17 protein-coding genes are annotated in these 21,277 nt (G+C 44.0%); 14 read left to right on the top strand and 3 right to left on the bottom strand.

The genetic code is table 11. From position 1 onward, the window contains the following. Window positions 1–72 precede the first annotated feature (72 nt). The 11 genes from nuoE to ACT3QR_RS12290 all read left to right on the top strand — a co-directional run bounded on the left by nuoE (window position 73) and on the right by ACT3QR_RS12290 (window position 13,868). A complete protein-coding gene (gene nuoE, locus ACT3QR_RS12340; RefSeq protein ID WP_444521624.1) occupies window positions 73–582 on the top strand; it encodes an NADH-quinone oxidoreductase subunit NuoE in 510 nt (169 codons plus the stop codon). Beyond that, the gene (gene nuoF, locus ACT3QR_RS12335) at window positions 579–2,003 is read left to right on the top strand and encodes an NADH-quinone oxidoreductase subunit NuoF (protein WP_444521623.1); all 1,425 of its coding nucleotides are present in this window, start codon (window positions 579–581) and stop codon (window positions 2,001–2,003) included. Before nuoE ends, nuoF begins: the two co-directional genes overlap by 4 nt. Before the next feature lie 10 nt (window positions 2,004–2,013). Beyond that, on the top strand, window positions 2,014–5,082 hold the full coding sequence (nuoG, locus tag ACT3QR_RS12330) for an NADH-quinone oxidoreductase subunit NuoG (protein WP_444521622.1): 3,069 nt from the start codon (window positions 2,014–2,016) through the stop codon (window positions 5,080–5,082). Window positions 5,083–5,134: 52 nt separating this feature from the next. Next, entirely contained in the window at window positions 5,135–6,127 is a 993-nt protein-coding gene (gene nuoH / locus ACT3QR_RS12325) for an NADH-quinone oxidoreductase subunit NuoH (protein ID WP_444521637.1), read from the top strand. 55 nt (window positions 6,128–6,182) lie between these two features. Then, window positions 6,183–6,731 (top strand): NADH-quinone oxidoreductase subunit NuoI, encoded by a 549-nt coding sequence (gene nuoI, locus ACT3QR_RS12320; RefSeq protein WP_444521621.1) that lies wholly within the window; start codon window positions 6,183–6,185, stop codon window positions 6,729–6,731. Continuing rightward, a complete protein-coding gene (gene nuoJ / locus ACT3QR_RS12315; protein ID WP_444521620.1) occupies window positions 6,728–7,447 on the top strand; it encodes an NADH-quinone oxidoreductase subunit J in 720 nt (239 codons plus the stop codon). Before nuoI ends, nuoJ begins: the two co-directional genes overlap by 4 nt. A 98-nt stretch (window positions 7,448–7,545) precedes the next feature. Continuing rightward, window positions 7,546–7,854: an NADH-quinone oxidoreductase subunit NuoK gene (gene nuoK / locus ACT3QR_RS12310; RefSeq protein WP_444521636.1), complete on the top strand. Its 309-nt coding sequence runs from the start codon at window positions 7,546–7,548 to the stop codon at window positions 7,852–7,854. Between the two features lie 4 nt (window positions 7,855–7,858). Further along, window positions 7,859–9,733: an NADH-quinone oxidoreductase subunit L gene (nuoL, locus tag ACT3QR_RS12305; RefSeq protein ID WP_444521619.1), complete on the top strand. Its 1,875-nt coding sequence runs from the start codon at window positions 7,859–7,861 to the stop codon at window positions 9,731–9,733. A gap of 3 nt (window positions 9,734–9,736) precedes the next feature. Further along, a complete protein-coding gene (nuoM, locus tag ACT3QR_RS12300; protein ID WP_444521618.1) occupies window positions 9,737–11,362 on the top strand; it encodes an NADH-quinone oxidoreductase subunit M in 1,626 nt (541 codons plus the stop codon). A 3-nt stretch (window positions 11,363–11,365) separates the two neighbouring features. Continuing rightward, window positions 11,366–12,844 carry an NADH-quinone oxidoreductase subunit N gene (locus tag ACT3QR_RS12295; protein ID WP_444521617.1) on the top strand — a complete coding sequence of 493 codons (1,479 nt, stop codon included), beginning with the start codon at window positions 11,366–11,368 and terminating at the stop codon, window positions 12,842–12,844. Between the two features lie 193 nt (window positions 12,845–13,037). Further along, window positions 13,038–13,868: a ferredoxin--NADP reductase gene (locus ACT3QR_RS12290; protein ID WP_444521635.1), complete on the top strand. Its 831-nt coding sequence runs from the start codon at window positions 13,038–13,040 to the stop codon at window positions 13,866–13,868. A gap of 88 nt (window positions 13,869–13,956) precedes the next feature. On the opposite strand, the gene ACT3QR_RS12285 is transcribed toward ACT3QR_RS12290, so the two are convergent. Continuing rightward, window positions 13,957–14,736 (bottom strand): hypothetical protein, encoded by a 780-nt coding sequence (locus tag ACT3QR_RS12285; RefSeq protein ID WP_444521616.1) that lies wholly within the window; start codon window positions 14,734–14,736, stop codon window positions 13,957–13,959. Between the two features lie 557 nt (window positions 14,737–15,293). Between ACT3QR_RS12285 and ACT3QR_RS12280 the strand changes: the two genes are divergently transcribed. After that, window positions 15,294–16,181: an energy transducer TonB gene (locus tag ACT3QR_RS12280; protein WP_444521615.1), complete on the top strand. Its 888-nt coding sequence runs from the start codon at window positions 15,294–15,296 to the stop codon at window positions 16,179–16,181. Window positions 16,182–16,320: 139 nt separating this feature from the next. Next, a complete protein-coding gene (locus tag ACT3QR_RS12275) occupies window positions 16,321–17,211 on the top strand; it encodes a mechanosensitive ion channel family protein (protein ID WP_444521614.1) in 891 nt (296 codons plus the stop codon). 51 nt (window positions 17,212–17,262) lie between these two features. Here the strand turns inward: ACT3QR_RS12275 and ybeY are convergent, their stop codons facing one another. Then, window positions 17,263–17,862, bottom strand: coding sequence for an rRNA maturation RNase YbeY (gene ybeY / locus ACT3QR_RS12270; RefSeq protein ID WP_444521613.1), 600 nt, complete (start codon window positions 17,860–17,862; stop codon window positions 17,263–17,265). Between the two features lie 297 nt (window positions 17,863–18,159). Continuing rightward, window positions 18,160–19,254 (bottom strand): PhoH family protein, encoded by a 1,095-nt coding sequence (locus tag ACT3QR_RS12265; RefSeq protein WP_444521634.1) that lies wholly within the window; start codon window positions 19,252–19,254, stop codon window positions 18,160–18,162. 600 nt (window positions 19,255–19,854) lie between these two features. On the opposite strand from ACT3QR_RS12265, the gene ACT3QR_RS12260 reads away from it, so the two are divergent. Next, window positions 19,855–21,165, top strand: coding sequence for a UbiH/UbiF/VisC/COQ6 family ubiquinone biosynthesis hydroxylase (locus ACT3QR_RS12260; protein ID WP_444521612.1), 1,311 nt, complete (start codon window positions 19,855–19,857; stop codon window positions 21,163–21,165). Window positions 21,166–21,277: the final 112 nt, after the last annotated feature.

Raw genomic sequence — 21,277 nt, 5'->3', positions numbered from 1 at the left:
TGTAACCACAGTTATAATCAGACTGATATTGTCTAGTGATAGAGCAGGATGAGTGAGGAAAGATAGAAGATTATGAAAATTGTTTCCGACAAAATGCCAAAAGTAGATGTAGAAAGCATCCTTACCACTGAGGAAATCGCTGCCATTCACGAGTTTATGCATCATTATCCGCAGGCGCGTGCTGCCTCGCTAGATGCGCTCAAAATCGTGCAAAAGCGTAACGGCTGGGTTGATGACGCGCAAGCAAATGCCATTGCCAATATTTTAGATATTCCAATGTCAGATATGGATGGGGTTGCGACCTTCTTTAACCGTATATATCGTCAGCCTGTTGGTCGTCATGTGATCCTTATATGTGATTCTGTGGCCTGTTATTTGACAGGTTACGAAGCGCTGTCAGCTGAGATTAGATCACAGTTGGGTATTGAGTACGGTCAAACTACTACTGATGGTCGTTTTACGCTGTTGCCAATTTGCTGTTTAGGTAACTGTGATAAAGGACCAGCGGTATTGATTGATGAAGACACTTACGGACCTGTCCAACCATCCGAGGTCGCGCAATTATTGGAGCTATACGCATGAGTTTAACGATTTCAGAGCAGATTGCTCGTCGCGGTCAAGGACAAGCGCCAAGCCAACTAAATGCACAGCGTGTTCCAATTTATGGTGATAAAGCAACCGCCACTAGTGAAACCAAGCCTCTGACGTGGCGTTTAGCACATCATGATGCGGTGCTTGATTTAGCCACGTATGAATCTCTAAAAGGTTTTACGGGTCTAAAAGAGGCGCTATCTAAATCGCCTAAAGACGTCGGTAATATGATTAAAGCGGCCAATGTTAGAGGTCGCGGCGGTGCAGGCTTTAATGCTGGTCTTAAGTGGTCATTCATGTCACCGCCAGATGGTCTACCGCGCTATCTCATCTGTAATGCTGATGAAATGGAGCCAGGCACCTTTAAAGATCGCCTATTAATGGAGCGCCTACCGTTTCAGCTTATCGAAGGTATGCTGATTACTGCTCATGCGATTGGTGCTACTGACGGTTACATCTTTATCCGCGGTGAGTATATCTTAGCTGCTGAACGTTTGGTTGCTGCTATTGAAGAGTGTTTGGCTAATAATCTGATGGGCGATAACATTCTAGGCTCAGATTTTAGCTTTAACTTGCATGTACATACGGGTGCTGGTCGTTATATTTGCGGTGAAGAAACCGCACTGATTAACTGTTTAGAAGGTCGCCGCGCTAACCCACGTACTAAGCCGCCGTTTCCACAAATCTCTGGTGCATGGGGTCGTCCAACCGTCGTCAACAACGTTGAAACGCTTTGTAATATGCCAGCCATCTTAAACCATGGTGTTGAGTGGTATCAGTCATTATCTAAAATCAAAGGCAAAAGTGAAACGCCGGGTACCAAGCTGTTTGGCTGCTCAGGACTAGTTAACGATCCAGGCCTGTGGGAATTACCATTTGGCTATACAGCACGTGAAATCATCGAAGATTTGGCGGGTGGCATGAAAGATGGTAAAACTCTTAAAGCATGGTTACCAGGGGGCGCATCGACTGACTTTTTGACCACAGAGCATTTGGATGTGGTGGTGGATTTTGACACTATTCAAAAAGCAGGTAGCCGTATGGGTACAGGCCTAATTATGGTCGTTGATGAAGCGCAAGACATGGTGCCACTACTGCGTAACCTTGAGATTTTCTTTCAGCGCGAGTCATGCGGTTGGTGTACACCGTGCCGTGATGGCCTACCATGGGGCGTGAAATTGCTTACTGCCATCAATGATGGTGAAGGGCAAGTGGGCGATGTCGAAAAACTAGAAGGTCTTACGCGTGATTTATGGATTGGTAAGACATTCTGTGCGCATGCCCCAGGTGCGATGGAGCCACTCATGAGTGCGATTAAATATTTCCGTCCAGAGTTTGATCAAAAAATCGCGCAGGCGGTTGGTGTCGATGTTATTGATGCGGCAGCCAACCAACAGCCAGTAGCGAAATAAGGAGAGCGGCATGGCAGTCATACATATTGATGGAACCACTGTCGAAGTAGATAGCGCAGATAACTTGCTACAAGCTTGCCTATCACTCGGCATTGATGTGCCGTATTTTTGTTATCATCCAGCCCTTGGCTCAGTAGGGTCGTGCCGTCAGTGCGCGGTCAAGCAATTTCAAAACAAAGAAGATATGGAAGCGGGTCGCGGTCGCTTAGTCATGTCATGTATGGTCGCTCCTGGCGATGACATGTACATCTCTGTGACTGACGATGAAGCCAAAGCATTCCGTAAGTCGATGGTTGAGCTACTGATGACCAACCATCCACACGACTGTCCAACCTGTGAAGAGGGCGGGCATTGTCATTTGCAAGACATGACCTATATGTCAGGTCATAGCCGCCGTCGCTATCGCTTTACCAAACGCACGCATCATAACCAAGAGCTTGGCCCGTTTATCGCGCATGAGATGAACCGTTGTATCGCGTGCTACCGCTGTGTACGTTTTTATAAAGACTACGCAGGTGGTGAAGATTTAGGTGTCTATGGCTCAAACAACCGTGTGTATTTTGGCCGTGACCAAGACGGTCAGTTCGAAAGCGAATTTTCAGGAAATTTGACAGAAGTTTGTCCAACTGGGGTGTTCACTGATAAGACTCACTCTGATCGTTATAACCGTAAATGGGACATGCAGTATGCGCCAAGCATCTGTCATGGTTGCTCAGCTGGTTGTAATATCTCGCCAGGTGAACGTTATGGTGAATTACGCCGTATCGAAAACCGCTATAACGGTGAAGTAAACCGTTACTTCTTATGTGACCGTGGTCGTTTTGGTTATGGCTATGTCAATCGTGATGATCGCCCAACCCAAGCGCTTGAGCGTATCAACGATAAGCATGTCAAAATTAATATCGACTACGCACTTGATGAAACCATCAAGCGACTAAAAGACAAAAAAGTCATTGGGATTGGCTCACCGCGCGCCAGTTTAGAGACCAACTTTGCGCTAAAAAATCTCGTTGGTTTTGATAACTTTTCAACAGGTTTGAACCATCAGCAGCAAGCATTGGTCAATAAGTGCATCGAAGTGCTGAGCACTGAAGGTATTTATAATCCAAGCATGACCGACATCGAAACGCATGATGCAGTGCTCGTATTAGGTGAAGACATTACACAAACTTCATCACGTGTTGCGCTGTCAGTACGCCAAGCGGCAAAAAATGAAGGCCTAAAAATGGCGGCGGCATTGCAAACACAGCCGTGGCTTGCTGAACCAGTCAAGCGTATTGCGCAAGATGCGCTAAGCCCTGTCTATGTCATCGATGTTACGCAAACCAAGCTAGAAGATATCAGTAAGGTAAGTGTGGTGGCGACACCTGAAGATATCATTCAACTTGGCTTCAAAGTCGCTGATGAAATTGCCAACTTCGCTGATGACTTGGTAGAAATAACGGACCCACAATCGTCTGAGCAAGGTATCGATACTGATGGTATGCAAGCGTTGGCTCAGCAAGTCGCTTATGATTTGATTCAAGCAGATAAGCCATTAGTTGTTTCAGGTAGTAGCTTATCTTCTACCGCTTTGATAGAAGCAGCGGCGCAAATTACTCAAGCATTAACTCAAAAACGTGCGGCAATTAAAGCCACTGAGCAACAGCAGGTTGACGCCCATAATGCCAAAGTAAATGCAGCTCAAGCAGAAGCTGCTGATGACCAGCCTGAAGAAGATAAAGATTTATCTGCTAAGCCAAACAAACCTGAAACAGGCGTAAATACAGAAGCGCAGGATGATGTAGAGCGTGAGCCTGCTGAAAACCTTGAGCTGAAAGAAGTAAACACTAAATACCAAGCACAAGCAGGTATCTATCTAACGGTTCCTGATGCCAATAGCATTGGCGTTTGTATGCTTGGCGGTCAGTCAGTTGAAGAATTGCTAGCTACTGATTACGATGTGGTTGTGGTGGCAGAAAACCAGCTAACAGATGCGATTGATGCCAATAAATTGACGCAGTTATTGATAGATAAAACGGTCATTGCGTTGGATCATCAGCTGCTTGATTGGCATAAAGACGTCGATATCGTATTGCCAGCCGCAAGCTTTGCAGAAGCAGATGGCACACTGATATCTGCTGAAGGTCGTGCACAGCGTTTCTTCCAAGTTTATGATAATGAATACTATCATCCGATGAGCAGCATCAAAGAAGGCTGGCGCTGGATACATGCTGTGCATAGCAGCATCGAGAGTCGTGATGTCGATTGGACACAGCTCGATGATGTGATTAATGCTTTGATTGCAACGCATCCTAAGCTTGCTGGCATTAAGGGCGCTGCGCCTGAAGCGGACTATCGTATAACTGGTCTGAAAGTTGCGCGTCAGCCGCGTCGTTATTCAGGGCGTACCGCTATGCGTGCACCAATTTCGGTACACGAGCCAATGCAGCCAAAAGATTTAGACACTGGTCTAACTTTCTCAATGGAAGGTTATAGCGGTAAAGAAACACCAAGCTCAATGATTCCTTTTGCTAATGCAGCAGGTTGGAACTCACCGCAAGCATGGAACAAATACCAAGATAAAGTCGGCGGTCATCTGAAAAATGGTGATCCAGGTGTGCGCTTGTTTGATCAGTTAGAGCGTCTAGCCACTCGTCAATATGTTGCGCCAGAGGCCATGTCTGCAAATACCACTGATTTACAACAAGGCCAAGCCAAACTGGTACCGATTCACAATATTTATGCCAGCTCAATGATGGCCTCGCGCAGTCCAATCGTTGCAGAGCAGTTACCTGTAGCGGCATGGCGTATCGGTATAGATGATGCCAAAGACTGGAATATCGCTGCTGGTGATTACCTAGCGATTGAAATCGATAAGCAACAAATCACCTTGCCAGTACAGATCGTTGGTTATTTAGCAGAAGGTTGTATTGGTTATCCTGTTGGACAAGTCAGTATCATTCACCCATCGATGCCAGCGTCGGTACGTAAAGTGGATGCACCAGTAACGATGATGGGTAGCATGGCTAACGATATGATGAACAACAATGACGCTGCACAAATGAACGCAGCGCTGACCACCACACAGGAGGTGTAATATGCAGGTTACCCGTATTATCCCTGATGTGCCAAGCTTTTTGGCCAATATCATGAGCTTTGATGCTTGGTCTATTTTGTTTTTGGTGGGTCAATCCTTAGCCATTTTTTTGGTCGTGGTATTGGTTGCCGCAATTATGATCGTCTATGAGCGCCGCATGCTGGCCTTATGGCAAGATCGCTATGGCCCCAACCGTGTTGGGCCTTTTGGTTCATTGCAGCTTATTGCAGATATGCTCAAGATCTTCTTTAAAGAAGACTGGACACCAAAATTCACCGATAAGTTCATGTTTACGTTGGCACCTGCGGTCGCCATGTTTACTGCCTTGGCTTCGTTTGCCATTATTCCTATCTCGCCAACGCTAGGCGTGGTTGACTGGGATATTGGCATTTTGTTTTTCTTTGCCATGGCTGGTATTGCTGTCTATGCCGTGATGTTCGGTGGTTGGGCCTCTGCAAACAAATTCTCATTACTAGGTGGTTTGCGCTCTGCTGCACAGACAATCAGTTACGAGGTTTTCTTAGGTTTGTCGTTGATGGGCGTTGTTGCACTAACAGGTTCATTTAACTTGCGCGCCATTGTTGAAGCGCAAGCGGACGGCTGGTATATCATTCCGCAGTTCTTTGGATTTTTGACCTTTGTAGTGGCTGGTGTGGCCGTTACGCATAGACATCCATTTGACCAACCAGAAGCAGAGCAAGAGCTGGCCGAAGGCTATCATGTTGAATATTCTGGCATGAAGTTCGGTATGTTCTTCATTGGGGAATATGTCAACGTTGTCTTGATTTCTGCATTGATGACTTGCTTGTTTTTTGGTGGTTGGCTTGCACCTTTTAATTTAGATATTCCATTTATTCCACCAGCTTTTTGGTTCATGATTAAAACGCTGTTCTTTATGACCATGTTTGTTTTGGCTCGAGGCTCACTCATGCGTCCGCGTTATGATCAGGTGATGAACTTTGGCTGGAAAGTATGTCTGCCTGTAACCTTGATCAATTTGTTGATTACGGCTGCGGTCATTTTGATCTTTTCCCCAACGCTGTAATCATCACTAGCCATCACTGATGAACTAGGGTAAAGCTGATAAGGATAATAATCCCATGTTTACTACCATAAAAAAGACCGTCATTGGTATATTTACCATTGTCCGCAGCATGTGGATGGTCAATAGTCATGCGCTCAGACCGCGTGACACCATTCTTTATCCTGAAGAGCCGGTACCTGTACCGCCGCGTTTTCGTGGACGTATTGTCCTAACGCGTGATCCTGATGGAGACGAGCGCTGTGTTGCTTGTAACTTGTGTGCGGTGGCATGTCCGGTAGGATGTATCTCATTACAAAAAGCCGAGCGTGATGATGGGCGCTGGTATCCGGAGTTTTTTCGTATTAACTTTTCACGCTGTATCTTTTGTGGATTGTGTGAAGAAGCCTGTCCAACGACAGCCATTCAATTGACACCTGACTTTGAGTTGGGTGAGTATAAGCGCCAAGATTTGGTCTACGAAAAAGAGCATTTGCTTATTTCAGGACCAGGTAAATACCCTGATTATAACTATTATCGTGTGACAGGTATGGCGGTAGCAGAAAAACCAAAAGGTGCAGCACAAAACGAGTCTGCACCGATTGACCTAAGGAGCTTGCTACCATGATGAATATTTTGAACCATCCTGAACTGGCTGGGTTTTATTCGCTTGCAGCAGTGGCCATATTTGCCAGTCTGCGCGTAGTGACTCAGGCCAATCCCGTGCATGCTATCTTATCGATGATTGTGTCGTTATTGGCAATAGCCGGAATATTCTTTGTATTAGGTGCGCCATTTGCTGGTGCATTAGAGATTGTCGTTTATGCGGGTGCCATTATGGTGCTATTTGTCTTTGTGATTATGATGCTGAATTTGGGCATGAGTAATGATGAGCGTGAAGAGCGTTGGCTCGATGCAGGCACTTGGGCAATACCAACAGGATTGACGATAATTATTGCGGTTGTGCTATATGCAATGATTGGTCTCAATCACGATGAAGCAGTCATGATGGGTGGTACGACTATCTCTGCTAAAGCAGTCGGTACGGTACTGTTTACCAAATATATTATGTTGGTCGAAGTAGCAGCATTGCTACTCTTGGCAGCCTTGGTCGCCGCTTATCATTTAGGTAAAGAGACAGTCGACGATGAGGTCATCGATGACGATAGCCAAAATTTAAGACCAAGCGTAGGCAGTATCAAGCAATACGACAATGATAGTAATCTTACACAGTATGATGCCGTAGAAATGGCTAAGCCCTATGAATATAAAGATGTTGATCCGCATGACTATGTAGGTATGAAAGTAGGTGCGAACAAAGTTACGCGCAAGGAGTCAGACTAATGGTACTAGCAGCAAGCGTGGCACAAGATGTGTCAAACGTGCCGTTTGCCCACGAGGTGGCAGGCTTAGTACAGCCAGCCGCTGAGGCGCAAAATGTACTGGGTATGATACCCATGAGCCATGGATTGATCTTGGCAGGTGTTTTATTTGCCATCGGTCTGTGTGGCGTCATGGTACGACGTAACTTCCTATTTATGCTAATGAGTCTTGAGATCATGATGAATGCGGCAGCATTGGCATTTGTAGTGGCAGGTAGTCGCTGGGTAGATCCAGATGGGCAGATTATGTTTATCTTTATTTTGACCTTAGCAGCAGCTGAAGCGTCAATTGGTCTGGCAATATTATTGCGTTTTTATCATCAGCGTGGGCATCTCGATGTCGATAGCGCCAATGAGATGAAAGGATGATGTCATGAGTTTATTACCATTAACCTTTATATTCCCGCTCATTGGCTTTTTGATTTTAGCCTTTATGCGTGACAAATTATCAGAGCAGGTCGCAGCGATTGTTGGCGTGGGTAGCATGCTGCTATCAGCACTATGCACGCTAGTCGTTAGCTATACTTTTTTGACCACCAATCCAACTGGAACGGTAGTAGAAGTTCCGCTGTGGACATGGTTCCAAGTTGGCGATTTCGCGCCGCATTTTGGTTTGAGCTTTGATGGTTTGGCATTGACCATGACTGGTGTCATCACTGGGATTGGCTTTTTGATCCATTTGTTTGCCGCTTGGTACATGAAAGGCGATACTGGCTTTGCTCGTTTCTTTAGCTATATGAACTTGTTTGTGGCCAGTATGTTGTTACTGGTACTAGCAGATGACTTATTCTTGCTTTATCTCGGTTGGGAAGGCGTGGGTATCTGCTCTTATCTATTGATTGGTTATTATTACCATGACAGAGCCAACGGCCGTGCCGCGATGAAAGCTTTTACCGTTACGCGTGTCGGTGATGTGTTCTTAGCCTTCGGTTTGTTCTTATTATTCCGCGAATTCGGTACGCTCAATATTCAAGAGATTATTACGCGTGCGCCAGAAGTATTCGATGTTAATAATCCAACGATGATGCTAACGACCATGATGTTGGTTGGCGGCGCGATGGGTAAATCAGCCCAGTTGCCCCTACATACGTGGCTTGCTGATGCGATGGCAGGCCCAACACCAGTATCGGCATTGATTCACGCGGCGACGATGGTGACGGCAGGTGTTTATTTGATTGCCCGTCTACATCCGTTGTTTGAGTTGACCCCGGGTATCTTATTGTATTGGGTCGGCGGCGTAGGCGCGTTGACGTTAGTCGTTGCTGGGTTCTGTGCACTTGCGCAAACAGATATCAAACGTATTCTTGCTTATTCGACCATGAGTCAAATTGGTTATATGTTCCTAGCACTTGGCGTAGGCGCGTGGCAAGGTGCAATCTTCCATCTGATGACCCATGCTTTCTTTAAAGCATTACTCTTTTTATCATCAGGTGCGGTCATCCTTGCGGTACATCACGAGCAAGACATCTTTAAGATGGGCGGTCTGCGCAAAAAGATACCATTGGTATTCTGGTGTTATATCGTTGGTGGCGGTGCACTTGCTGCAATACCTTGGGTTACTGTTGGTTTCTATTCTAAAGAAGCGATTCTTTGGGAGACTTATGCGACTGGACATTTAGTACTATTCTATATGGGTGTCTTTGGTGCCTTCTTAACCGCGATTTATACGTTCCGTATGATTTGGATTATCTTCTTCGGTGAAGAAAAAACCCATGCTCATAAGCTATCAGGTATGTCGTACTGGTTGCCTTTAACCGTACTGCTCGTACTATCTACTGCTGTTGGTGCGTGGATTACACCGCCATTAGAGGGCGTGTTGCCAGAAAGCGTTGGTCATTTATTAGAAGTTGCCGGTCAAGCGCATGCTAAGCACACCGCAGAGTATATCGCGATGGGTGCCATGGCAGCAGGTTTGATATTGGCAGCACTATTATATGTCGTTAACAAAGGTCGCTTGCTTACTAGATTTAAGCGCTCACGTATAGGTGGGGCATTGTATCACTGGTGCTACCATGGCTTAGGTTTCGACGCGCTATATGATGTACTTTTCGTAAAACCCTTTTTGTTCATCGGCCGCTTATTAAGAGCAGACCCTATTGATAAAACGTGGTTACTATTACCTAAGCTAGCTTCAGCAGGTAATAAAGTATTGTCTGCGACGCAAACAGGGTCTCTTCGAGGTTATGCCACAAGCTTTGGCTTGGGTATGGCTGTATTGCTGGTGCTGGTAATGATGACGGTGGTGTAAAAGATGATTGAGTTACAACAAACGTGGATGCTACCAGCATTAATCGCAATTCCTTTTATTGCAGGTTTGCTATGTTGGGTGGTAGAGCGGTTTAATAAACGTCTGCCGCGCTGGATTGCCTTGATCGGTATGACGTTGACCTTTGCTTTGTCATTGCTACTTTGGCAGCAAGGTGATTTTAGCGGTATGAGTAAGCAAGTCATTGCGCCAGATGCGGCAGTGCCTTGGGTAGCAGAGTTTAGCGTACCGTGGATACCTAGCTTTGGTATAAGCTTTCATTTAGCGTTAGATGGTCTGTCGTTATTAATGGTGGCTTTGACAGGTTTGCTTGGTGTGGCAGCTGTTGCTTGCTCGTGGAATGAGATTCAGCGCCGTGTTGGTTTCTTCCATTTAAACTTACTATGGAGTTTGGGCGGCGTCATCGGTGTTTTCTTAGCGATTGACCTATTCTTATTCTTCTTCTTTTGGGAGATGATGCTGGTTCCTATCTACTTCTTGATCGCGATTTGGGGTCATGATGTGGTTGGTAAAACCAAAGAATACGCCGCAACCAAGTTCTTTATCTATACCCAAGCATCTGGGCTTATCATGCTCATCGGTATCTTGGTATTGGTCATTATCAGCTATGCCCAAAAAGGTGTGGTGAGCTTTAATTATAATGACTTGCTCGGTACGTCACTTGGCGGCTGGGAATATCCAATCATGCTGTGCTTCTTCATTGGCTTTGCGGTGAAGTTGCCAATCATTCCTTTCCATGGCTGGTTGCCAGATGCGCATGCGCAGGCACCAACGGCAGGTTCTGTGGATTTGGCGGGTGTACTCATTAAAACCGCTGCGTATGGTTTGATTCGTTTTGTGTTGCCACTATTTCCAGCAGCATCACAAGAGTTTGCGCCGATAGCGATTACTTTAGGTACGATTGGTATCTTTTACGGTGCATGGCTAGCGTTTATGCAGACTGACATGAAGCGTTTGCTCGCGTATACCAGTATCTCGCACATGGGTTTTGTGGTATTGGCGATCTATACCGGGACATTGCTCAGCTTGCAAGGGCTGATGATCCAGATGCTTGCTCATGGTTTGAGTTCAGCTGCACTCTTTATCATGGCAGGACAGCTATATGAGCGTCTGCATACCCGTGATTTGACCTTGATGGGTGGCATGTGGGGACAGTTCCGCTACTACGCACCGATATTGATGTTCTTCTGTGCTGCGCTGTTAGGTATTCCAGGTACGGGCAACTTCATTGGCGAGTTTATGATTTTGTTTGGCTCATTTGCTCAGTATCCAGTGTTTGTGGTTTTCGCGACATTCAGTTTGGTATTAGCAGGTCTTTATTCGCTGATTTTGATTCATCGCGCACTATTTGGTAAAAACAACATCGCAGCGTTGGCAGAGCGAGAGACTAAGTCACATGGCTTACCCGCACGTAAACTAAAAGACTTGGGCAAGCGGGAGCTGTCATTGCTACTGATGTTAGCTGCTGGTTTGGTATGGCTAGGACTGTATCCACAGCCGTTCCTTGACACCTCAAGTCATGCGATGCAGTGGATCAATAACGCATATATATACAGTCAAGTGACACAGGTAGATGCGTCGCATCTGCTTGATGTAATGGAGGCACGTTAAGTCATGAATGATATTACGATGAATGATTTGATAGGATTGTTGCCTTACGCACCGATTATCGCCGTAGTGATTACGGTACTAACGGTTATGATCGCGATTACCTTTAAACGCTCGCACATGGTCACTGGTACGATTACAGTGGCAGGCTTAAACGTTGGCTTGTTTACTTTAATCGGGCAGATGATCGGCGTGATTGAAAGCGGCTCTATCGCGCCAAATGCTGAGCAGTTATTTGTTATCGATAACTTTGCCCAATTTAATATGGTAGTGATTTTTATCTGTGCCTTGGCTTGTTGTACGCTGTCTTATGCGTATCTGGCCAATCTCAAAGATAATAAAGAAGAGCTATACTTGCTCATGTTGTTATCGACCATTGGTGCATTACTAATGGTAAGCGCGCAGCATATGGCGTCATTCTTTATGAGCCTAGAGATGCTGTCAGTACCGCTATATGGTTTGCTTGCTTATACTTATATGCGCAACCAATCGCTCGAATCAGGACTGAAGTACTTGGTATTGTCGGCGACTGCATCAGCGACGTTACTGATGGGCATGGCCTTTATTTATGCGGAAGTTGGTTCATTAGCATTTAAGCCAATCAGTATGGCATTGGGCAATATCTTTGAGTCGCCATTACTGATATTGGGCGCGGCAATGATGATGTTTGGTATCGCCTTTAAACTCTCGGCTGCACCTTTCCATATGTGGACGCCTGATGTTTATGAAGGTGCACCAGCGCCTATCGCTACCTTTTTAGCATCAGTATCAAAAGTGGCGATGATGGCACTGGCAGTACGTTTCTTAATCGATACTGCTTTGCTAGCACTACCATCAGTGCAAATGCTATTGATGGTGATGGCAACTTTATCTATATTGGTAGGTAACCTGTTGGCAGTACGTCAAACCAGTCTGAAACGTCTACTCGGTTATTCATCTATTGCCCATATGGGTTATGTGATGATCGTGATTGTCAGCATTGGTTCAGCCGCTGATAGCATCTCTAGCATGTATATGGCGGTTTATGCCTTTACCTCTATCGGTGCCTTTGGCGTAGTGACGCTGATGTCGAGTCCATATCGCTTATCTGGTGAAGCCGATGAGTTGACGCATTATCAAGGGTTGTTCTGGCGTCGTCCAGTATTGACCGCTGTCATGACTATCATGATGTTGTCATTGGCTGGTATTCCGTTGACGGCAGGCTTTATCACTAAGCTATTTGCCATCTTGGCTGCTGTACAAGGTACCAACTGGTTCTTGGCAGGGATGATTATCTTGGGTAGTGCGATTGGTCTATTTTACTACTTACGCGTTTTACTTACGCTGTTCAAACGTCCCAAGCAATTCATCGAGTTTGATGTGTCTGGGCAATGGGGTATCCGTACTGGTGGTATCATGATCATTGCTGTGACGGCGATTATTCTATTCTTTGGTATCTTGCCAAATAGTATGATTGAGTGGGCAAGTTTGGCTCGAATTTGGTAATGTCGCTGAATTAATACGACAGATAAGTCGCTGTGACCTATCTGTTGTTACGGTTAAAAAACCAAGATGTGCCAGCTTTATGATAAGCTTGGCGCATCTTTTTTTTATGCTTACCTTGTTGGTATTTATCTTCTTTTGCCTATCAAAGGTAACTTATAAAAATACAGTTTAATAAAAGTATAAGTGACGAATAATTATGAGTGATAATATTCAAACAGTAACGGTGCTCAGTAAAACCACATGGACGCCAAATCTATTTAGCTTTACCGTCAGCCGTCCTGACAGCTTTAAGTTTACAGCAGGGCAGTTTGTACGTTTAGGCGTCAATCCTAGTCAGTTGAAATATTATCAACAGACTGATGCAAGTGATGACACTGCTGATACTGCATTGAATGAAGACGTTTTTCGTGCATATTCGATTGTCTCTTCGCCCTTTGATGAGGTGATAGAGTTCTTCTCTATTGTGATTCCTGATGGTGCATTTACCTCGCAACTGCAGCACTTACAAGTGGGCGATGAGCTATTACTCAACACCATGCCATTTGGGTTTTTGACTTTGGCGCGTTACCAAAAACCCTTGCCAAGAGATTTATGGCTGCTAGCAACAGGGACTGGCTTGGCACCGTTTTTGTCAATGCTACAAGATTTAAAGACATGGGAAGATTACGAGCATATTGTATTGGCCTATAGCGCACGCTCGCTCGATGAACTGGCTTACGTTGAGAAAATTGAGCGCCTACAAGAAGACTTCGGTACGCTGGTTGATAATCCAGCAAAGCTTATCTTTATACCAATTGTCACTCGTGAGCCTGTCGAAGGTGCATTATCAGAGCGTTTACCGAAGCTACTGCTAGAAGGTAGCTTGCAAGAGCGTGCGGGAATCGCATTAAACATTGATACTACCCATGTCATGCTATGTGGTAACCCAGATATGGTAGAAGATACTAAAGAAGCGTTAAAAACATTAGGTCTGGTGATGAATCGCCGCGGCGAGGGTAATATTGCCGTAGAGAACTACTGGTAGTTATCGGATTTAATAAAAAAACGCTGCATCTTAAAGGTTATCAGCCTTATAGATGTAGCGCTTTTTTATGGGATAAAATACTAGCGACTTACTCTTGGCTTGGCTCAGTCGCATCATCTATAGGGTTGATAGGACCTTGCATCAACTCAGGATCATCGTCATCGCTGATGATATCTTCATTGCTGCTGGCAGCCAGTAAATCTCGATAGTTAATCTGAGCCTTTAAAACCATTTGCTCTTCTTCTAGCTCACCATAATTTATCTGCACTTTATGCAAGGTGCTTATGATTTTTTTATTATTTTTTAACCAACGATGGATATCAAGATAAATCACCTCATCTTTTGCACGAGCAATATTTACGTACGACAGAATAAAGCCTAAAGGGTCTTTTTTGAGCACACTGTGATAAAACCAAATCGCCAGTTTGATGCCTTGACGTTTCACGAAAGATTCACAGCGCAGATTTAGTATATCGGTATAAGTTTGCTGACCAAATACAAAACGTTGTACATTGCGATCGAGTTGAACGTGAACTAAGCTAAAGTTACTTGCTACCTCGGCATAGATACCGCCTGCATTGACAGTGCAGTACAAACGAAACCAGTCATCATGCATCTCGACACGTAGTTCTAAAATGGCTTTCACATTATCGGTGACAAACCTTTGTAGTGCATCATTAACGTAAGTCTGTGCTACTGGTAATGATAGTTCATCCTCGAACTTGTCCGTCGTCTTGTTATAGATATCTTTAACCGATTGGGCGATACGATCCCAACCACTGCCGAATGACTCGTCAAAACGATAGCCAATACTCTCGAAGAACTCATCAAAATTTTCTGAATTATTCACGTTATCAAAGTCACTCAAACTTATTATCCTTATAGGGCGCGTCATTTAATCGGTGACGTAAAAATGGCTAAACAGTATCTGCAGGCAATCGTTAATCCAAACGAAAGCAAATGCACTATAACTTCTAAATCTTTACGACCAACAGTAATTTTTATACTGGTAGGTAGCAAAAGCGAAAAAATCACCTTTAATACTAGTGCGTCTATGTCTATTAAACTGCTTAACTAAGGCGATGCACAGTTCTGATTATGACAATGCACAATGCTAACCATTCAATTGTGTTAAGGCAGTATATAACAAATACAGTGGCTTCAAAATGAACACGTGCGTTTTATAGCAACTCATTTGGTATAGACAGTGTTTCGTTTGTCTTATAGGTTCTCAAATGCATATCTATTAATCAGCGGCTAAGGTTACCAATCCTGCATGGCAGATGTCAAAATGCCGCCGCAGTGTTGATACTGGCGACATAATTCTATGTCATGTTATGATAGCGCCAGTATAAATCTTGCTTATCGTTACAATACTGATTAAATGGTGCCTTGTATTGATATGCTCACAATCTGAGATCCATTGTGGCCTATATAAAAGACTCACAGAGTTATCATTTTTCGGCACAAGCTCCTAAGCGCAATATCAGCTTGCCTGTCGCTATTGTCATTGCAGTAGCTGTCCATGTGTTGATTATCTTCGGCATCGGCTTTTCCATGGGGAAAGACCCAGCTGCAATGATGCAAGACGTGGCAAAGGTGCTGACCGACAACATGCAGCCCAATGAAGATGCACATTTTATTGCCAACGCTTCACAAGAGGGCGGTGGTACAATAGAAGAGCAGCTAAGACAAGAGAACAATCAGCTAAGTGCAATGTCTGCTGAGCAAATGAGTGAGACTCAAGACATCATTAACTTACAGCGCCAAGTTCGTCAGCAGCGCTACCAAGAAAGTTATCTACGTACGACGTTGAGCTGGCGTCAAGCCACGGTAGAGTCGGATAATGATAGCGAGCAAGCGCAAGATGATGCGATGGCGCAAGAAGAGCGTCTACGTAAGCAGATTGCAACCTTAGAAGCTCAATTGTCTCAGCGTCAACAGGTTTATGCAACCAAATCCAAAGTTGTAACGATGGATAGTAATTCGACCACGCGAGGTGCGGCAGCAGATTATATTAATACATTCCGCGAGCACGTTGAGCGAGTGGGTAATTTGCATTATCCTGTGCAAGCACGCGCTCAAGGTATTACGGGTGAGGTGCGGTTAATGGTGATCATCAGTAACGATGGGGATATCAAAGCTATTCGCTTACTTGAAAGCTCGAACTCTACGATATTGGATGAAGCTGCTAAGCAGTCGGTACGACAAGCTGCACCCTTTGGTAAATTTACCGAAGACATGAGCGATATCGTCGAGCTGCGCTTGATACGTACGTACCGCTATAGTGATACGGTTGAAGTAACGTATTAAGGTTAACCTATACAAGTACTAAGAATAAATTTACTTAAAATCAAGTCAATGAAAATACAGCTGTTAAAAACAACGCACTATGTTTTATAAGTACAGATATCAAAACTCATAACACACCGCTATAAAATAAAGAGTCATTATGGAATTTTTAGGTTTTACCGTAGATGTCGCGACTTTAACGAGCAATGCTTTAGAGCTGGTCATTAAAGTCGCTTTAGCAATAATTATATTTATCGTTGGGCGTTGGCTTGCCAAAAAGGCAGTCTCTTTTTCTGATCGACTGATGACGCGTAGTCATTTGGATCAGACAGTTGCCAGCTTTTTAAGTCGGCTATTGTATGGCGTGCTACTGGTTGTGGTGGTCCTAGCTGCACTTAGTAAAGTCGGCGTGCAGACTACCTCTGTCGTCGCGATCTTAGGTGGTGCTGCCGTTGCCATTGGTTTGTCACTGAAAGATCAGCTATCGAATTTTGCTGCTGGTATTATGATTGTGACGTTTCGCCCGTTTGTACGCGGTGACTATGTGCAGATATTGGGTCACACAGGGACGGTAAGTGAAATTAGCCTAGTTAATACGCATCTAACCACCACCACCAATCACGATATTATTATTCCAAACGGTGATATCACCACCAGTGCTACTATCAATTATAGCTCGCTGCCCAATCGCCGTGTCGATATCACACTTGGTATTGGTTATGACGCTGATATTAAAACAGCTAAAGATATTATGATTAAACTGGCTACTGATAATCCATTGTCATTCGCTGATCCAGCACCTATTGTTCGAGTTACTAACCTGGGTGACAATTCAGTCGACCTAACGCTCAATGTTTGGACCACAAATGACGATTGGTGGAGCATGCAGTGTGATTTATTAGAGCAATTCAAATATGCCCTGGATGATAATAAAATTGATATTCCATTCCCGCAGCGCAGTGTACATGTTAAAGGATTGGATATGTTGATGGGCAATAAAGACCAGTCACCAGCGCCATTACCTTCTTTAGATAAAGATAATAATGCCTAAAATGCGCAGCTTGTGAGTTAACAGATCAAGTAAAACAAACAGCCTCAACAATCATAAATAAGGATTTGGCAGCGCAAGATTTTTTAGAATGGCAATCTCAAACTTTTCCATTTCATCTTGCTCAGCCTGTCCAAGCTCATGATCAAAACCCAATAGGTGTAGCACGCCATGTACCAGTAAATGGCTAATGTGCTGCACCACGGTTTTGTCCTGTTCAGCCGCTTCACGTACCATCACTTCGTGACATATAATCAGCTCTCCAAGAGGCAACGTTGGCATCAGCTCAATGATAGTAGCAGGTAATTCACTTGGATAAGACAAAATATTAGTCGCATAGTCCTTACCACGTGCTTCTAAATTTAATGCACGACCTTCGACTTCATCAGTAATATATATATCCAATGTTTTTGACTTTTCTTGCCAGAGCTCAGAATCAATATCTGCAAAATAAGGTAGGGTCAGACCATTATTAATACGATTATCTATATATTCTAAAGTTGCCATCATGACTGACAGCAGACGCTCACGATTGTAAAAAGTATTTAAGGTCTCATCATTAATACTATCGGTCGCACTGATATCAAGTGCTGCTAAGCTGGCATGGTTGCTAGCGATCTTGTCATCAACATTGATATTGTCAGGTTGGCTCATGTTGTTGTCCTTTTTATTATAGATAAATGTGTTTCTAAGGCTGCATTGTTTGGATTATTTACTTACCAGCTTTTTTTGCCATATAAACAGCTTAATCACTGTCCATCTCAGTGCTACGTTCTTGGCTAATATATAAAGGCTACTATAGCTAAGTTGCTGGTAGGCTACTAGTAGTGAAAGAGCTAAATCCAACAAAATATTGGTAAGAAAAAACCGGACTACTGTTAGTAATCCGGTTTTCTTATACAAGATAAGTGCTTATAGCAAATGTCTGTAATTCAGTTATTAGCTTGATTATTACAAACTGGCTGCTGCATTAGCGACTGCTTGCTTTCGCTCTTGTTCTTTCATACGTTCAAACTTACGTTTTTCTTGTAGTGCCAGTTGTTCTTCATCGAACACATCATAGGCTTCGACAATTTGTTGTACCAACTGATGTCGCACCACATCTTTTGAGTCAAATTTTGTGATATGAATCTCTTCAATACCACTCAAGATATCCATCGCTTGCGCCAAGCCCGATTTATGACCGCGTGGCAAATCGACCTGAGTAATATCACCAGTGATGACCGCACGTGAGCCAAAGCCCAAGCGTGTCAAAAACATTTTCATCTGTTCAGGCGTGGTATTTTGCGCTTCATCTAAAATGACAAATGAGTTATTCAAAGTACGGCCACGCATATAAGCAAGTGGCGCGATTTCAATAATCTGACGCTCAATCATTTTACCAACCTTCTCAAAGCCGATCATCTCATATAGTGCGTCGTATAATGGGCGTAAGTATGGGTCAATTTTCTGAGTCAAATCACCTGGCAAGAAGCCTAGCTTTTCGCCAGCTTCTACCGCTGGACGTACCAGCAAAATACGTTCAATCTCATTACGCTCAAGCATATCTACGGCACAAGCAACTGCTAGATAGGTTTTACCCGTACCAGCAGGCCCAATACCAAATGATACATCAGAGCTCAGGACGTTTCTTACGTAGCGCTGTTGGTTACCACCGCGTGGAACGATGCGTCCCTTGCGTGTACGCAAACTGATGGGCGTAAACTCGCTAGCCTCATCTAAGTCTTCATCATATTCCATATCATCATGACCTTCTTGCTCATCTTCTTCGATATCTTCATCACGAGAGATACTAGATTGGATGATGAGATGCAGTTCTTCTGCACTGATATCTTTGGTATTCTGGGCTTCATCTACCATTTTGTAGATGATACGTTCACCGCGTTCGACATTAGTCACATCGCCACTCAGGCAAAAATCGCCGTGGCGCTGCATGATTTTAATATCGAGGCGTTCTTGGATGTATTTCATGTGGTTGTTGTATTCACCAAGCACGGTTTTCAGCTGTGCTGGAGTCAATGATTCAAACTTTATACGGCGGCTCATGGAATCAGTCAAGCGATTATCCTTTTATTGTGTACCCAACGCTATGATTTCGTTTTAATGGCGTGACGGGTTGCAGAGATAAAATAGTTAGTGGCGTTACAGTATTTTGGATGTTGAAAAATCTTAGATAACAAAAATGACGGCGATATTATTATTGTTTTTGTGGAAAGTAGTAAATGAAAGTCTTGCCTTCATTATGGTAGAGAATTTTTAAATTTCAAGCCATACATCTAGGTAGATGACACTGTTTTTGTATGCTGATTGCAACTGCTACAGCGACTTTCTGTAAATCGATTCAATGTTGCTAACAGTTCTATATAATTCATCGCTATCCATTGTTTGATAATACTTTAATAAGATTAAAATTTTTGAGTTTTATAAATACAAAGCTTACTTATGATGAAAATGGAGAAACGGTTTGTCTACGTTTAAGGCCACGGCATAATAGACAATTTGTGGTAATCTATGTGCTATACCATGGTTTGCTACAATCCATCTAATAACTGCAGTAACATGATAAAAATTATAAAATAAAATCAGTGACAAGCGGTTATCTATTACTAATAAACCGCTTGTCTAAAAAATTATAATAGGAAAATAATGATGCAAGATACTGATTCACATTTATCCAATTCTAACAACATATCTAAAAAGAAAGAAGCAATCACCGATCAGCAAGTGCTTATCGCAGGTGGTGGTCATGTTGGTTTGTCTTTTGCATTGCTATTATCTCACCACGGTATAGCAAGTACCTTATTAGAAAAAAACAGCTATCCAACCATCAGTCCAACGGATGATAGTACTCGTAGCCATTATTTAGACAGTCGCAATACCGCATTATCACGGCGTACGGTACAGATATATCAAGAGATTGGACTGTGGGATGAATTACAGAGCCATGCTTGCCGTATCGATACCGTACAGATTAGTGAGCAAGGTAGCTTTGGACGTGCGCAGTTGAATAAAGCAGAAGAGCGCGTTGAGTCATTTGGGCAGGTCATCGAAAACGCTTGGCTGGGGCGAAAGCTTTTATTAGCCGCGCAGCAAGAATCATTAATTACCTTAATAGATAATGCCAATGTGACGACGGTCCAACAGCAGGCCGATAGTGTGACGCTTAGCTTTAATTACAATGACGACGCGGAAAACGATCAACAGCTACAAGCTAGCGTATTAGTGGCTTGTGATGGGCGCGACTCTACAGTACGCCAACTGTTAGATATCAGTACGACCACGTATAACTATCAGCAAACGGCTATCGTCGGGGTGGTAGAAACAGATACGCCACATGAGCATGCAGCGATTGAGCGTTTTAGTCCAGCTGGCCCGCTTGCTGTGCTTCCACTGACTGATCCAGAGGGCGATGGCAATGATGAGTATCAACAAGGCTACAGACGCTCTGTCGTGTGGGTATGTCCAACAGGTGAAGAAACTAGGTATCTGGAAGACGACGCGCATTTCTTGCAGACGTTACAGCAAGCGTTTGGACAACGCGCTGGCAAGTTTGTCACTGCTGGTTGCCGCGGTGCCTATCCATTGACCCGCGTACTAGCGGATAAGCAAGTAGAAGGGCGCTGCGTCATTATGGGCAATGCCGCTCACACTTTACATCCTGTCGCTGGTCAAGGCTTTAATCTTTGTATGCGAGATGCACATGTATTGGCACAAATGCTAAATACACAAGTGCTCAAAGGTGAAGATATCGGTAATGCACAGTTATTAAAGCGTTATGAAAAAGCACGTCAGACTGACCAGAAACGAGTGATTCGATTCTGTGATGCGGTAGTACATGGTTTTACCCATCCTAACCCCGCGATTAAGCTGGCGCGGAATATGGCGTTGTTGGCCTTTGATAAGTTGCCAAATATTAAACCACTAGTCGCCACTTATGCGATGGGTCTAAAGTCATAGCGCTATAGTTAATCCTCTTTAAAAGAGTGACAGCGTTAACCTCGCTTGAAGTATTGCCTATACATCTGCACTCGGTTGCCTTGTCTGTCTTTTAAACTGAATCAACTAACTG

The organism is Psychrobacter sp. AOP7-B1-25, from assembly GCF_052376195.1.
Classification (GTDB): Bacteria; Pseudomonadota; Gammaproteobacteria; order Pseudomonadales; family Moraxellaceae; genus Psychrobacter.
The sequence above is the reverse complement of the archived record's forward strand: the minus strand, read 5'-3'. Positions and strand labels throughout refer to the sequence as shown.